Annotated in this window: 17 protein-coding genes; 2 read left to right on the top strand and 15 right to left on the bottom strand. The window is 64.0% G+C overall.

The genetic code is table 11. The features are described from left to right. Nucleotides 1-18 precede the first annotated feature (18 nt). The 13 genes from ccmD to ACYVKM_RS11560 all read right to left on the bottom strand — a co-directional run bounded on the left by ccmD (nucleotide 19) and on the right by ACYVKM_RS11560 (nucleotide 11446). A complete protein-coding gene (ccmD, locus tag ACYVKM_RS11620) occupies nucleotides 19-222 on the bottom strand; it encodes a heme exporter protein CcmD (RefSeq protein ID WP_460877743.1) in 204 nt (67 codons plus the stop codon). Beyond that, nucleotides 219-977, bottom strand: coding sequence for a heme ABC transporter permease (locus tag ACYVKM_RS11615; RefSeq protein WP_460877742.1), 759 nt, complete (start codon nucleotides 975-977; stop codon nucleotides 219-221). Before ACYVKM_RS11615 ends, ccmD begins: the two co-directional genes overlap by 4 nt. 9 nt (nucleotides 978-986) lie before the next feature. Then, nucleotides 987-1673 (bottom strand): heme exporter protein CcmB, encoded by a 687-nt coding sequence (ccmB, locus tag ACYVKM_RS11610; protein WP_460877741.1) that lies wholly within the window; start codon nucleotides 1671-1673, stop codon nucleotides 987-989. Then, on the bottom strand, nucleotides 1670-2305 hold the full coding sequence (ccmA, locus tag ACYVKM_RS11605; RefSeq protein WP_460877740.1) for a cytochrome c biogenesis heme-transporting ATPase CcmA: 636 nt from the start codon (nucleotides 2303-2305) through the stop codon (nucleotides 1670-1672). Before ccmA ends, ccmB begins: the two co-directional genes overlap by 4 nt. A 60-nt stretch (nucleotides 2306-2365) precedes the next feature. Beyond that, nucleotides 2366-2773 (bottom strand): DUF3293 domain-containing protein, encoded by a 408-nt coding sequence (locus ACYVKM_RS11600; RefSeq protein WP_460877739.1) that lies wholly within the window; start codon nucleotides 2771-2773, stop codon nucleotides 2366-2368. Then, nucleotides 2766-4169 carry an FAD-dependent oxidoreductase gene (locus ACYVKM_RS11595; RefSeq protein WP_460877738.1) on the bottom strand — a complete coding sequence of 468 codons (1404 nt, stop codon included), beginning with the start codon at nucleotides 4167-4169 and terminating at the stop codon, nucleotides 2766-2768. Before ACYVKM_RS11595 ends, ACYVKM_RS11600 begins: the two co-directional genes overlap by 8 nt. Before the next feature lie 88 nt (nucleotides 4170-4257). Beyond that, the gene (gene phbB, locus ACYVKM_RS11590) at nucleotides 4258-5031 is read right to left on the bottom strand and encodes an acetoacetyl-CoA reductase (RefSeq protein WP_460877737.1); all 774 of its coding nucleotides are present in this window, start codon (nucleotides 5029-5031) and stop codon (nucleotides 4258-4260) included. A gap of 105 nt (nucleotides 5032-5136) precedes the next feature. Beyond that, nucleotides 5137-5634: a polyhydroxyalkanoate synthesis repressor PhaR gene (phaR, locus tag ACYVKM_RS11585; RefSeq protein ID WP_460877736.1), complete on the bottom strand. Its 498-nt coding sequence runs from the start codon at nucleotides 5632-5634 to the stop codon at nucleotides 5137-5139. A gap of 93 nt (nucleotides 5635-5727) precedes the next feature. Further along, complete coding sequence (locus ACYVKM_RS11580; protein WP_460877735.1) at nucleotides 5728-7296, bottom strand: DHA2 family efflux MFS transporter permease subunit; 1569 nt, start codon at nucleotides 7294-7296, stop codon at nucleotides 5728-5730. A gap of 16 nt (nucleotides 7297-7312) precedes the next feature. Further along, nucleotides 7313-8545, bottom strand: a complete 1233-nt coding sequence (locus ACYVKM_RS11575) for an HlyD family secretion protein (protein WP_460877734.1) — start codon at nucleotides 8543-8545, stop codon at nucleotides 7313-7315. Further along, nucleotides 8532-10028: an efflux transporter outer membrane subunit gene (locus ACYVKM_RS11570; RefSeq protein WP_460877733.1), complete on the bottom strand. Its 1497-nt coding sequence runs from the start codon at nucleotides 10026-10028 to the stop codon at nucleotides 8532-8534. The genes ACYVKM_RS11575 and ACYVKM_RS11570 overlap by 14 nt, the downstream gene beginning before the upstream one ends. Nucleotides 10029-10053: 25 nt before the next feature. Next, the gene (locus tag ACYVKM_RS11565; RefSeq protein ID WP_460877732.1) at nucleotides 10054-10578 is read right to left on the bottom strand and encodes a MarR family winged helix-turn-helix transcriptional regulator; all 525 of its coding nucleotides are present in this window, start codon (nucleotides 10576-10578) and stop codon (nucleotides 10054-10056) included. A gap of 88 nt (nucleotides 10579-10666) precedes the next feature. Next, on the bottom strand, nucleotides 10667-11446 hold the full coding sequence (locus tag ACYVKM_RS11560) for a TatD family hydrolase (protein ID WP_460877731.1): 780 nt from the start codon (nucleotides 11444-11446) through the stop codon (nucleotides 10667-10669). A gap of 168 nt (nucleotides 11447-11614) precedes the next feature. Here ACYVKM_RS11560 and ACYVKM_RS11555 point away from each other — a divergent pair, with 168 nt between their 5' ends. Next, nucleotides 11615-12232, top strand: a complete 618-nt coding sequence (locus ACYVKM_RS11555; protein ID WP_460877730.1) for a glycine zipper 2TM domain-containing protein — start codon at nucleotides 11615-11617, stop codon at nucleotides 12230-12232. A gap of 28 nt (nucleotides 12233-12260) precedes the next feature. Continuing rightward, on the top strand, nucleotides 12261-12743 hold the full coding sequence (locus tag ACYVKM_RS11550) for an outer membrane lipoprotein (protein ID WP_460877729.1): 483 nt from the start codon (nucleotides 12261-12263) through the stop codon (nucleotides 12741-12743). Between the two features lie 104 nt (nucleotides 12744-12847). Here the strand turns inward: ACYVKM_RS11550 and ACYVKM_RS11545 are convergent, their stop codons facing one another. After that, nucleotides 12848-13282 (bottom strand): cell wall hydrolase, encoded by a 435-nt coding sequence (locus ACYVKM_RS11545; protein ID WP_460877728.1) that lies wholly within the window; start codon nucleotides 13280-13282, stop codon nucleotides 12848-12850. A gap of 478 nt (nucleotides 13283-13760) precedes the next feature. Beyond that, nucleotides 13761-14564, bottom strand: coding sequence for a CAF17-like 4Fe-4S cluster assembly/insertion protein YgfZ (ygfZ, locus tag ACYVKM_RS11540; protein WP_460877727.1), 804 nt, complete (start codon nucleotides 14562-14564; stop codon nucleotides 13761-13763). Between the last annotated feature and the right edge of the window lie 23 nt (nucleotides 14565-14587).

Raw genomic sequence — 14587 nt, 5'->3', positions numbered from 1 at the left:
GGTCGTAGGCCGTTCCGGTCAGGGCGACGGCGGGGCAGGAGAATTGCGATTCTGGCGCACGCTTTGACGTGCCATCCTGGCGTGAAGTTCGCGCAGCACACGACGGCGCCGCACGCCGGGCACGATGCTGTCGGCGATCAGCACGACGAAGAACACGGCATAAGCCGGCCATACATAGACGGCATAACCGCCCATCGCCAGTAAGTGCTGCAGGGAGCTCATGGGGTTGCTTCATCTTCGGCGATGCGACGCACCCAGTCCTTGCCACCTTCCAGCGCCAGCAGGTCGGTGCGCACGCGGTTGAACAGGCTGGCGGCGTAATAGAACTTGGTTGCCAGCATCATCGTCAGCAGTGGCCACAGCATGTCCCAGGTCATCTTCGATTTGCCGAAGATGTTGACCGTGCTGCCCTGGTGCAGGGTGTTCCACCAGTTCACCGAGAAATGCACGATCGGCACGTTGATGATGCCGATGATCGCCAGGAAAGCGGCGGCGCGCGCACCCTGGCGACGATCCTCGAACGCGTGGTACAGCCCGATCACGCCGAGATAGAGAAACAGCAACACCAGCTCGGAAGTAAGCCGTGCATCCCACGTCCACCAGGTGCCCCACATCGGCTTGCCCCACAGCGAGCCGGTGACCAGGGTGATGAAGGTGAACGCCGCGCCGATCGGTGCCGATTCCATCGCCACCACTTCGGCCAGCTTGATCCGCCATACCAGTGCGATGAACGCGGCCACGCCCATCACGGCATAGATGAACATGCTCATCCAGGCGCTTGGCACGTGGATGAAGATGATCCGATAGGCATCACCCTGCTGGTAGTCGGCCGGGGCCAGCACCAGTCCGCCGTACAACGCGATAACGCCGAACAGCAGTGCCAGCCCCATCGCCCAAGGCCGCAGCGTGCCGGCGAAGCGGTAGAACGTCGGCGGCGAGCCGAGCTTGTGCAACCAGAGCGGTATCCAGTTAGACATGGTGAGTCGTCAAGCGTCCAGGGCGATACGAAGGGCTGCCGCGCAGGCCAGTGGCGCAAATACCACGGCCAGTACCAGTGCGGCTCCGAGCCAGGCGATCGGCGCAAGCCACGGCAGGCCCTGCTGGGCGGCGGCCACGGCACCGGCGGCAAAGATCACGGCCGGCACGCACAACGGCAGCAACATCAAGGCGAGCAGCATACCAGAGCGGCGGGTACCGGCCGTCAGCGCCACCAGCACGGCACCGAGCAGGCTGAGCAGGGGCGTAGCCAGCAGCAATGCCAGCAACAGCACCGGAATCACCGCGCCGGGCAGGTGCAGCATCGCGGCCAGCAGCGGCGCGATCACGATCAGCGGCAGCGCGGTGGCGAGCCAGTGGGCGAGGATCTTCATGCCCAGCATCAGGGCCAGCGGCTGCGGAGCCAGCACCAGCTGCTCCAGCGAACCGTCCTCGATATCGCTGGAGAACATCGCATCCAGCGCCAGCAGCATCGCCAGCAGCACGGTGACCAGCACCACGCCGCCGGCGATCCGCTGCAGCAAGGTGTCTTCCGGCCCGAGTGCAAACGGGAACAGCATCGTCACGATCAGCGCGTACAGCACCGGCATCGCGATGTCGCCGCGCCGGCGCCAGGCCAGGGTGAGGTCGCGCCGCAGCATCGCGGCACTGGCGGTCAGGAGGCCCGGACGGTTCATGCGTGCATCCGGATATGCCGCGGTTCGCCGCCATGGAAACTCACTGCGCCGTGGCTGGTGACCAGCGCGGCACCACCGGTGGCGGTATGCGTTTCCAGCAATTGATTCACCAGCACGATGCCGATGCGGTCGAGGTTGGCATAGGGCTCGTCGAGCAGCCACAGGGTGGCCGGCAACAGCAGCAGGCGCGCGAGTGCGGCGCGCTTCTTCTGGCCGGCGGACAGTCGGCGCACCGGCTCGTCCTCGTAGCCGCGCAGGCCGATCTCGCCCAGCGCCGTCGCCACGCTCACACCGTCGCGGCAACCGGACAGGCCGGCGGCGATCTGCAGGTTCTCGCGTGGGCTGAGATCGACCTTGAGGCCGAGCTGATGCCCCAGGAACAGGATCTCGCCGGCGCAGGTGTCGCGCTGCAGTGGTTCGCCGCGCCAATGCAGCTCGCCCTCGCCGACATGCAGCAGGCCAGCCAAGATGCGCAGCAAGGTGGTCTTGCCGCTGCCGTTGTCGCCCTCGACCAGAGCCAGTTCGCCTGCGTGCAACTGGAAATCCAGCGGCGCGAACACCGGTTCGTCCTGGCGAAGAAAGCTCAAGGCCCGCGCTTCGAGCAGGGGCACGACGGTGTTTGCGGCAGTCATTGCCTCGATTGTCCGCAATGCCGTGGGTGCTTGTCCATGCGGCGCACTGCCGCTGAAGACTCAGTCCAGCACGCGCAGAAGAGCCGCGCCGGCGGCCTCGCCATGCACGTAAGCCAGTTGTTTGTGCACCCTGGCCAGCTGGTCGAGCGTGCTGACGTCCGGACCGATGGCGAACAGGCTGGGCTCGCTCCAGCCGCTGCTGCCCACGCCGATGGCAGGCAGCACGACGGCGCCAGGCTGCGCCTGCAGAGCTGCCAGCAGCTCGCGCTGGGCGGCCAGGTTCTCAGCCGGCGGGCGTCGTCGCGCCTGTGGATTCCAGGCGGTGATGAAAGCCCACGAGTGCATGCCGACCACGTCGGCAAGCGCGACTGGCAACGGCAGGTCGATTCGCAGGGTTGCCCAGTTCACCGTATCGATGCAGACGTGGTAGGTCGTGGAGCGGAACGCTTCCAGCAGTGCTTCATCCATGACGCAGTGCCGGTAGCGGGGCCAGCGTGGTCAGGAACAGCCGGGCAGCGGCGTCGATGTCGATTGTCGCCACGTTCGGGTTCTCGCGCAGCAGCTGCTCCAGCAACTGATCCTGTGCACGACCACGTTCCAGCGCATACGCATAGGGAAGATGGGTGAAGGTCACCATGCGGTAGCGCGCCATGTAGTGGGCGGGAATGCGGGTGGCCAGCAGGGCACCGAGTTCGCGCTTGGCCAGGTAGTGCGGGTCGGCGACCGAGTCGCGCATCTCGATGTAGTTTTCCAGCGCCATCGCGGCGATCGCGTTCGCGTTCGGCTGGCGCACGCGCTGGAATTCGGCGAAGACCCCGGCGCTGTCGTCCGGCGCAGCGGCCAGCAGGTTCGCCAGCACTACGGTGTCCTCGAAACCGCAGTTCATGCCCTGGCCGTGGAACGGCACGATGGCGTGGGCGGCATCGCCGATCAGCAAGGCGCGACCGTCCAGGTGCCAACGATCCAGATACAGCGTGGACAGGGTGCCGACCGGATGATTGTCGTAGTCCTCGGCGAAGCGGGGAATCAGGGGCAACAATCCCGGGAATTGTTCGCTGAAGAATGCAGCTGCAGCGGTTGCATCGGGAAGCGTGGCGAAACTCGGTGCTGCACCTTGCGCTGGCAGGAACAGGGTGACGGTGAAACTGCCCTCGGTATTCGGCAGGGCGATGCACATGTGGCCGCCGCGTGGCCAGATGTGCAATGCGTGCGGTTCCAGTGCGAACTGGTCATGGCCGCCGCTGAGCTGCAGCACGGCCGGCGGCAGTTCGCCGGCTGGCGGAATCTCCAGCTCCTTGTAGCCGTGGCCGAGCGAGTCGATGCGTTCGCCCAGCGGGCTGTGCGCATTCATCGCCGCACGCACGGCCGAGCCGGCGCCGTCGGCGCCGATCAGCAGGCCGATCGGAAGGTCGCGCTCCACGCCGGAGTCATCGGCCACGCGGATGCGTTGTTCGTCGAAGTCGGCGGTTACCAGCGACTGGCCGAAATGAAACTGCACGCCGGCGGCTTCGGCTGCGTCCAGCAGCAGCATGTTGAGTGCGCCGCGCGAGACCGACCAGATCACTTCGCTGTCGTCGATGCCATAGCGCTGCAGGCCGCTGTCACCGTCGCGGGTATGCACCATGCGTCCGCGCATCATCACCGCACGTCGCAACACGTCGTCGGCCAGCCCGGCCGTACGCAACGCCTGCAGACCGCGTTCGGCCAGTGCCAGATTGATCGATCGACCACCTAGAAAGCCAGCCAGCCGGGGGTCGGGGCGTTTCTCGTAGACCTCGACGGAAAAACCGTGCTGTGCCAGCTGCTGCGCCAGCAAGGCGCCAACCAGACCGCCGCCGATAAGGGTGATGGGTTGCTGCGCCATGCTGCGATCCGTAAAGAATGTCCGCCCACTGTTCCGCAAGCAGCGCGCGACTGCAATCCCGGCCGCAGCTGACTGCGGGAGGCCGTGCTCAGAAGCTCATGAAATAGCCGCCGTTGACCGGCAGGTTGACGCCGGTGATGTAGCCGGCAGCGTCGTCGGCGAGGAAGTTCACTGCGCGTGCAATGTCGACCGGGGCGCCGAGGCGGCCGACCGGGATGTCGGCGATGATCTGCGCGCGGATCTCGGCGGAGACGGCGGCGACCATCGGCGTGTCGCAGTAACCCGGCGATACCGTGTTCACGGTGACGCCCTTGCGTGCGGTCTCGCGTGCCAGCGCCATGCTGAAACCGTGCACGCCGGCCTTGGCGGCCGAGTAGTTGGTCTGACCGAACTGGCCGGTCTGGCCGTTGACCGAGCTGATGTTGACGATGCGGCCGAAGCCCCGGGTGGTCATGCCGTCGACCACGTTGCGGCACATGTTGAACACGCCGTCGAGGTTCACCCGCATCAGCTCGTGCCATTGCTGCGGCGACATCTTGCGCAGGCTGGCATCACGGGTGATGCCGGCGGCATTGACCAGCACGTCGACACTGCCGTGCTGCTGTTCGATGCGCGCAGTCAGCTGCTGGCAGCTGTCGAAGTCGCTGACGTCGGCGGCCTCGAAGGTAATCGCCCCATCGAAACCCGCGAGCTCCTGGCGAAATGCCGCAACACGTTCGTCACGTGCAGCCAGATCCACCGCGACCACCTTGCGGCCCGACTGTGCCAGTTGGCGGCAGATTGCGGTGCCAAGGCCACCGATGCCGCCGGTGACCACGGCGACACGCCGTGGGGCAGGCTGATGTGGAGCCACTTCGCTCATGCGGTTTCGTACCCTTGGTTTCGTTCATGCCGCAAGGCAGCACGTGCTGTGCTGCAGCGACCATGTAGGGGCGGCGCGTCAGTGCGTGCCGCTGCCGGGCTGGAATCAGCCGGACTTTTTGCCGCCGCGACTGCCGGTGCCGGGCGTCGGCATCACCTTGGCTGCGGTATCCATCAGCCCGCGCTGCATCGCCTGGAAAGCCGCCATGTTGCGCTCGGTCATCTCATTGAGCGTGTTCCACGGGGTCTGGCCCATCAGGCTGTTGAGCTGGCTGCGGAACTGGGTCTGCTGGTCCAGGAACACCTGCAGGCTGCGCTCCAGGTAAGGGCCCATGAAGCCCTGCAGGGAGTCGCCGTAGAAGCGGATGATCTGGCTGAGCAACTGCGGCGACAGCATCGGCTGCCCCTTGTCCTCGTGCTCGGAGATGATCTGCAGCAGGACCGAACGGGTCAGATCCTCGCCGGTCTTGGCATCGCGGACTTCGAAGTCCTCGTTGTCCAGCACGAGCTGGCGGACTTCCTCCAGCGTTATGTAGCTGGAGATTTCCGTGTCGTAGAGACGCCGGTTCGGATACTTCTTGATGGTGCGTTTAGTTTGTGCCATGCGGCGAACGCTAGCAGAAGATATTGCGCCGCACCAGTCGTGGCCGGGTATTCATGCTGCAGCCTGGCGGCTGCAGCAATCTGCAGCATTCGGTCAATGGCCACCCGGGCCACCGGCGCTGCCGAATGGCGGTTTGGCCAGCCACAGTAGCGGGATCATGAAGATGAAGATGACCGAGCACAGCCAGAACACGTCGTTGACCGCCAGCGTGGCCGCTTCCCGGCTGATCAGCTGATCGACCACGGTCAGTCCGCGCTGGCCGACCAGTCCGGCGCCTTTCAATTGCTGCAGGAATCCGGTCGCCGCGGGTGCGGCCGCGGTGATGTTTTCGGTCAGCGAGGCGTGGTGGAACTCGGTGCGGTGCTGCCACAGCGTCACGGTCAGGGCGGTGGAGACGCTGGAGCCGAGCGTGCGGAAGAAGTTGGCCAGGCCCGACGCGCTGGCGATCTGATCCGCCGGCAGGCCGGAAAGATAGATCTGGTTGAGCGGGATGAAAAACAGCGGGATGCCCAGACCCATCACCAGCCTTGGCCAGACCATGCTGATGTAGGAGGCGCCGCTGTCGTAGGTGGACAGCCAGAACGAGGTGCCGGCGAGTACCACGAAAGCCATGGTGATCATCGCGCGCAGGTCGAACTTGCCCAGCATGCTGCCGACCACCGGCGACAACACGAAGGCGAGCACGCCGACCCAGGCACTGGTGAGGCCCGACCAGCTGGCGGTGAAGCCCAGGGTAGTCTGCAGCCACAGCGGCGACACCACGTTGATGGCGAAGAACGCCAGCATGCCGAACGACATGGCACTGACGCCGATGGTGAAATTGCGCTGCTTGAACAGCGTGAGATCGATCACCGGATGCTTTGCATTGAGCTCCCATGCCACCAGGAAGCTCAGGCTCACCAGTGCGATCAGCCCCAGGGTGAGTATCATCGGCGAGGCGAACCAGTCGTTGTCGTTGCCGTTGTCCAGCATGAACTGCATGCAGCCGATGCCCGCCACCAGCAGCACCAGGCCGATCACGTCGATCGGCGCCTTCACCGTCTTCGATTCACGCTTGTGCAGCAGGAACCAGGTGACCACGGCGGCGCCGATGCCGACCGGCAGGTTGATGTAGAAGATCCACGGCCAGGTGAAATTGTCGGTGATCCAGCCGCCCAGGATCGGACCCAGCACAGGGGCGATCACCACGGTCATCGCCCACAACGCCAGTGCGATGCCCTGTTTGCTCTTGGGATAGTTCGCCAGCAGCAGTGCCAGCGCCAATGACACCATCGGGCCGGAACCCGCGCCCTGCAGCAATCGGCCAACCACCAGCATCGGCATGCTGGTGGCCAGGCCGCACAGCATCGAAAACACCACGAACAACGCGACCGAGACCACGAAGGTGCGTACCTCGCCAAAGCGCTTGGCGATCCAGCCGGTGAGCGGCTGCATGATCGCGCTGGCCATCGAGTACGAACTGATCGCCCAGGTACCTTCGCTGGGACTCACCGCAAGGCTGCCGGCGATATGTGGTACGGCCACGTTGACGATGGTCATGTCCAGCACTTCCATGAACGTGCTGAACGCGACGGCGATCGTCATCAGGGCCAGCATGCCGCCCTGCAAGGGTTTCAGCGGCGCGGCGTCGGCCGGTGCCGCGTCGGAGGAGATGGCAGCCATGGGGTTGGGTTCAGCCTCAGTTCGAGTGGTTGCCGCCGGTGTTGCTGGATGCGCTCAGGTTGGCCCGGATCACCTGGTCGGCTTCGGCATCGGCCTTGCTGGCCATCTGCTCGTATACGGCGGTTTCGGCTACGGCCGGATGCTCGGTCTGCGGTGCCAGCACGGCGCCACGGTCATCGGTAATGTCGACGGTGACATCGCTGGACAGGCCGATGCGCAGCGGATGCTTGTCCAGTTCCTGGTTGTCCAGTGCAATGCGCACGGGAACACGCTGTACCACCTTGATCCAGTTGCCGGTGGCGTTCTGCGCCGGCAGCAGCGAGAACACGCTGCCTGTGCCGGCACCCAGGCCAATCACCTTGCCGTGATATTCGACGCTGCTGCCGTAGATATCGGTCTCGATCTTGGCCGGCTGGCCGATGCGGACGTGGCGCAGCTGGCTTTCCTTGAAGTTGGCATCGATCCACAAATCATGCAGCGGCAGCACGGTCATCAGCTGTTGACCCGCCTGCACGCTGTTGCCCAGCTGCACGCTGCGCTGCGCCACGTAGCCGGACACCGGCGCGTAGATCGTGTTGCGCTGAGCCGCGACCCAGGCGGCACGGAAATTCGCGCGCGCCTGCAGCACCGCCGGATTGTTGGCGATGTCGGTGCCTTCGATCGAGGCGTGTTCGGCGGAGGCCTGCGCCTGGGCCGAGGTCAGCGCGGCGCGGGCCTGGTCGACGGCGTCGCGCAGGTGCTGGATGGTTTCCGGCGCCTCGGCCTGCTGGGCGATCAGCGGCAGGCGCCGCTTGAGGTCGGCTTCGGCCTTCTTCAGGTCGATCTGGCGTGCGGCGACCGCGGCATCGCTGCCGTTGGCGGAATCGGTCTGCTGGCGCACCTGCCGTACGGCCTGTGCCAATGCGCTGCGCGCCTGGCTCAGGCGTACGCTGGCGTCGGTGCTGTCCAGCTTGACCAGGACCTGGCCGGCCTCGACGTGCTGGGTATCGTCGGCAAGAATCGCCACCACAGTGCCCGGTACCTGGGCGGAGATGGCTACCTGGTTGCCGCCGACATAGGCGTTGTCGGTGGTTTCGCGCCGGGAAAATACCAGCGTCCACAGCAGGAACCAGATCACGCCGATCAGCACGAACACCAGCAGCAGGATCAGCAGCGTCTTGCGGCGCTTGGCCGGATTCTTCGCCGCCAGGCCGCTGTCGTTGTCGTCAGCGGTCTTGTTGACGGTCTTGTCGGACTCAGTGGCGCTCATCGGCGTCGTCTCCGGACGGATTTGAAGGGGAAGGGGGTGTCTGGCTGGCGTTGCTGATTTCACCGGTAGTCCGGTAACCGCCGCCGAGTGCCTTGATCAGGGCCAGATCCGTGGATACGGCCTGGGCCTGCAGGCTGGCAGCATCGTCCCGTTGCTGCAGCAATTGCGCTGCCGCCGCGAGACTTTCGCGCGCATCGCGCACGCCCTGATGGGCGCGGGCTTGCGCGGTGGCCAGCAGGCGCTCGTTGGCGGCGATCTGTGCGGACTGTTCCTGACGCCGTGCAGCGATCTGTTGTGCGGTGAGTGCCTGGGTTGCGACATCACGCGCGGCGCTGACTACGGTGCTGTTGTATTGCGACACAGCGGCCGCGAGCTGCGCCTTGCTGACGCCGTAATTAGCCTTCAGCTGGCCGCCTTCGAAGATCGGAAGATGCAGCGCGGGGGTCAATGCAAAAGTGCGGCTTCCGGCCTCGAGCAGCTTGCCCATGTCGATGCTGGACAGGCCGGCCATGGCGCTGATGCCGATGTCCGGAAAGAACTGCGCACGCGCCACGTCGGTCTGCTTCAATGCTGCTTCGACCTGCCAGCGGCTGGCGGCGATGTCGGGACGACGCGCAATCAGGTCGAGCCGTGCATCGGCGGGGATGCGGCTGTCCACTTCGGGCAGCGCCCGTGGCTGCAGGGCGGGAAGGTCTGCCGGTGCAATGCCAAGCAGGGAAGCGAGCGCCACCTTGCGGATCTCGGCCGAACCGTGCAGGGCGACATGCATCTCGCGCGCCGCAGCGAGCTGCGCCTTGGCCTGCTGCGCGGTGTCGGCAAGATCCACACCCTGTGCGACACGCAGTTCGGCGATGCGCACGAATTTTTCCTGTGCGCTGACCAGTTGGGTGGAGAGGGCCAGGCGCGCCTGGTCGCCTTGCCAGCCGAAATAGGTATCGGCCACGGCGTTCTGGATCGTCAAGGCGGCGGCGCTTCGTTGTGCCTCGGCGGCATGCGCCTGGTCAAGGGCTGCCTCGATGCTCGAGCGCTTCTTGCCCCACCAGTCGAAGGTGTATTTCGCCTGCAGGCCGAGATCGCTCTGGTTGTACCAGGGGTCGATCGGGATGTTCTGCGGCAGCAGGCTGATGATGCCGTTTTTGCTGAGGCGCTGGCGCTCGAACTGCGCACTGCCATTGACGTTGAGGCCAGCCTGGGCAGCGGCAAGACGTACCGACTGTTCGGCGTTGACCACACGGCTCTGCGCCTGCTCCAGATCCGGTGAATGCTGCATGGCTATCGCGATCAGCTGGTCCAGCTGCGGATCGCCGTAGGCGCGCCACCACTCGGCATCTGGCCACCCGGTGCGCGCAGGTGCCTGCAAGCCGGCAAGCGGCACGTCGTCGCGCAAGTTCGGGTGGTTCAGCCTGGACGGTATCGCGCATGCTGCCAGCAGAAGTGCCAGTGCCGTTGCGATGGCAGTGCGATGAAGCGAAAGATGTTTCATCAGGACCTTCTTCATTTCGTGGCCTTCATGGCTGGGTGTCCGGATCCAGCTGATCGAGATTGTGTGCGAGCTTGCCCAGCAGTCGGCTCAGGTTGCGTTTGTCGGCATCGCTGAAGTTGGCAAACATCGCACTGACGCGGGGAAACATCGGCGGCAGCATTTTCTGCACGAAGCGTTTGCCTGCCGGTGTGATGCGGATCAGCACCCGGCGCCGGTCCTCCGCGCTGGCGCCGCGGGTGATCAACCCGCGCTTGACCAGCGCATTGGTGATGCGCGTCATGTTGGTGGCGCCCTGGGTGGCGAACTCACACAGTTCGCCCGGCGTGGAGCTGCCATCCGGACGGCTGTACAGGATCATCAGGGTGAGAAAGTCACTGTGGTTGAGCTTGTGTGGCTTCAGCTTGAACTCGAGCTCCTCTTCGAGACTGCTGCCCACCATCAGCATCAACCGGCACAGCCGCGCCTCGACCGCAGGCATCTGCGGGATGATCTGGCTCACCCGTTCGATGCCTTCGTTCATCATTGCGATGCAATTTGTCAGTTGAGCCATTTCACCAAATCATATTTCACTGATGAAGTAAAATGTAGCAAGGGCTGGCCGTAGTTCGCAAGTGTCGTCGGGGAATATGACAGCAGGGCTAGTTGCTGCGCCGATCCAGGTCGAACAGGCGACGAGCGTTGGCCGTAGTGGCTGCGGCAATCGCCGCCTCCGATTCACCGCGCAGCGTTGCGATGCAGCGCAGTACTTCCGTGATGCGCGCCGGTTCGTTGCGCTCGCCGCGATGGGCGGTATCCGGCTGGTCCGGTGCGTCGCTTTCCAGCAGCAGAAACTCGATCGGCATTTGTGCCACGATGCGACGCAGGCGTTGGGCACGCTCGTAGGTCACCGGGCCACCGATGCCGATGCAAAACCCCATGTCCCATAGATGCCGGGCCTGCTGCTCGCTGCCGGAGAAGCTGTGCACCACGCCGCGCAGGCCACCAGTCCGGCGCAAGGTGAGGGTCACTTCCTCCAGTGCGCTGCGCGCATGCACGATCACCGGCAGCTTTCGTGCGCGTGCCAGCTGCAGCTGACCGGTGAAATACTGCCGCTGGCGATCGCGGTCGAGACCATCCACATGGAAATCCAGGCCAATTTCGCCAACGGCCACCGCGTCGTTGGCGTCGAGCCACGCAGACAGTGCGCCGACATGCTCGGGTGCGTGCCTGGCCAGAAACATCGGGTGCAGGCCGAACGCCGGAAACAGCCCCCGATGGCTTGCGCAAAGCGTCTGGATCAGCGGCCAGCTGGCCGCATCGACCGCGGGCAAGACCATCGTGTTGACGCCGGCATCATGGGCGCGCCCGATCACGGCGTCGCGATCGGTCGCGAAGGCATCATCATCGAGGTGGACGTGGCTGTCGACGAGCTGGAGCATGGTGCATTCCGTGCGGTGGCCGAGAGATCTGCGATCTTGGCGTGAAGATAATGTAACGAGTGCGAGCTAGCTCTGATTCAGCCGCACGGCGGTTCAATAGGCGGCGCAGGTAATTGCGATGATGCGCCGCATCGGCATTACACATGCATAACAGAGGAGAGGGTCGAGATGAACAGGTTGACAGTGAGTGCTCTCAATATCGGTATAGCCGTGGCGCTCGCGATGAGTCTGGCGGCCTGCAACCGCAGTGCGGATGCGGGTACTGGAGCAGCGGCCGCCAATGGTGCGGCAGCAGCCGTGTCGGGCGCATCTGACGATGCCGGTGCCAATGCGGACAATGGCGTCAGGTACGCCAAGGTCGTCAGTGTCGACCCGGTGCGCCAGACGGTGAACAATCCCAGACAGGTCTGCCACGATCAGACGGTGACCCATACGGCGCCGCCGAAGGATCAGCACCGGATTGCCGGTACTGCGATCGGTGCCGTGGCCGGTGGTCTGCTTGGCCACATGGTCGGTGGTGGCAAGGGCAATACGCTGGCCACGGTGGCCGGTGCCGTCGGTGGCGGTTATGCCGGCAATCGCATCGAGGCAAGCCGTCAGCAGCCCCAGGTGACCTCGTCGGTGGAGCGTCAGTGCAGTACCGTGCAAAACACTGGATCACAGATCGTCGCTTACGACGTGCGTTACGTGTACAACGGCGTCACCCGCACTGTACGCATGGATCACGATCCGGGTGATCGGGTGCAAGTCCAGGAAGGTGTGACTGCGGTATCCGACGCCCGCTGAACGGGCTTACCTACCAAAGGAAGTGGTCATGAACGCATTGATACACAAGTTCGCCCTGGCCGCCGCAGTAGCGGGCAGTCTTGCGCTGGCTGGCTGCGTTACTCAGCCATACAACAACGGCTATGGTTATCAGCCGCCACCGCCAAGTGGCTATGGTGGCCGGGTTCGTTGCCAGACCTGTGGCGTGGTGCAGGATGTGCAGCAGATTTACATAAGCAATGGCACCAATAACAGCACGCTTGGAACGATCATCGGCGCAGTGGCTGGTGGCGTACTGGGCAGCACGATCGGCAAGGGCGACGGTCGTACGGCCGCCACCGTGGTTGGTGCGGTGGCTGGTGGCGCTGTGGGCAACCAGGTCGGTCAGCGCAGTGATGGCAACGGCACGGGATGGCGAATTGTCGTGCGACTGGACAATGGTCAGTACGCCACGGTAACCCAGCGCCCCAATCCTGGTGTGCGGAATGGCGACTATGTCGAGGTGCGTGACGGCCTGGTCTACGCGCGATGATTTTCAAGTAGGGTGGTTTTCAAATAGACATCCATGCATATGGACGTCCAAAACAAAAAAGCCCTCATGCGAGGGCTTTTTTTGTTTTGGAATTTCTCCGCTGATCAGTTCACTGCATAGAACGCATGTTCGCCGATCGTGACGCTGGGGCGGTTGCGTGACCAGGCCGGGCTGATCGCGATGGTGGCGAAATGATCGGCGTGCGGTACCAGCATGCGACGCTCAGCGAGGGGCAGCTGCCAGTTGTGCAGTGATCGTCCGGCAATTTCCCACGCCTTGCTGAACGATTCCAGATTGTCGATCTCGAACGAGCCCGACGTGGTGGTGGTTGCAAACTGATGCGGCGCAGTGACCACCTTGCATACGGTATTGCCCCACTGGCCGCGATCGCGGCGACGCAATGCGACTTCGGCGACGGCGAGCTGGCCGATGGTGGGCTCGCTGCGGGCTTCCAGATACACCGTGGTGGCCAGGCAGGCATGATCGGCGACGGGCTGGGGCATCAGTGAAGTAAGCCACAACAGCATGGAAAGTTTCATGTTTCTGCCTCCAACGTGCTGTACGCGCAAAACCGGATTTCAGGTCTTGTGCGCCGTTGCGATGGACGGGCTGGCAGGCCGTTCCATCTGGATTGATCGCCGCAGCCGAAACTTGTGGCTGGACGCTTTGCCACGGGATTGTGGCGGTACGAGCGGCGTAGTCTGTGCCGATCTGGATTGAGTGCTGCAAGGGCGATGCGCGGGCCGGGTCGGCCGTGTTGCCTGCAACTTCATCCGCACTCGTTGCTGCGAGGCGGCATGTCATCCGGCGATCTTGCTGCCGGGTCGCGCCGATGTCGGATACATCCGGTTCGTCGCGTATTTCGACACCCCGTGTTCCGGATGCCGCGATATTCAGTCGGCGGAGCGTAACGGCGGAGATATCCGCTGGCAAGTGCCGAGTGGGTGAAGTTTAACTGATGCTCATCTTGCGTTGACAAGTGCCATGACGAATTTTCTTGTCGATGTCATGCATTACTCATGCCGGCCATTGTGTGTCGAGACGAATCACCAGGTTGTCGTCAAATGCATTTAGACGTCCATTCATAGCCTGCGCAACAACATCGTCATTCAATACCGCGAGCGCTTCGACACCAGCGTCCGTGTCGATGACATCGAGCAGGCAGCCGACTTCACGTTCATCGAAACGCAATGCCTCACCGGCATTCGCCAACTGCGACAAGACGACGCCATGCAAGTGGCGTTTGTGGCCGCCGCGATAGTGCAGTCGCGCAACGATTTCCTGGCCTGGATAACAGCCCTTGTCGATGGCGACGGCCTGCAGGCGATGCAGCGACAGCGCCGGTGGCAGCAATTCGTTCAACACTTGCGCGGGCAGCCAGGGCCAGCCCGCGCGCAGTTGCAGCAGGCGCCACGCATCGTCGCGACTATCTTCGATCGTGATCTGCATGCTGTGCGTGCCGCACCCGAACGAAAGTGTTTCCACTGCACCATGGATCGCATGCATCGCTTGTACGGGTCCGGTGGTCAGCGTGCGTGGTGGCAATGCTGTCAACGTGAGTTTCGAGCGGAACACGAAACGCCGCAGTGCATCGACCAAGACGGCGGCGCTGCCGCCACGCAGCAGCACCAGCAGCCGATCGTCGGCGAGCCTGGCGAGATGGAACAGCGCGCGTACGCGACCTTGCGGATCGAGCCATGCACTGAACTGCCATTGTCCGATCACGAGTGAACTGACCTTGCTGCTGAACTGGGCCTGCGCGAACGTGATCGCGTCCGGGCCTTCGAGCAGCAGAGTTTCCGCAGGGTAGGGTGTCGGCATAGGTCAACACAGGTTGGGGTGGT

The organism is Rhodanobacter koreensis (assembly GCF_054782855.1).
The sequence above is the reverse complement of the archived record's forward strand: the minus strand, read 5'-3'. Positions and strand labels throughout refer to the sequence as shown.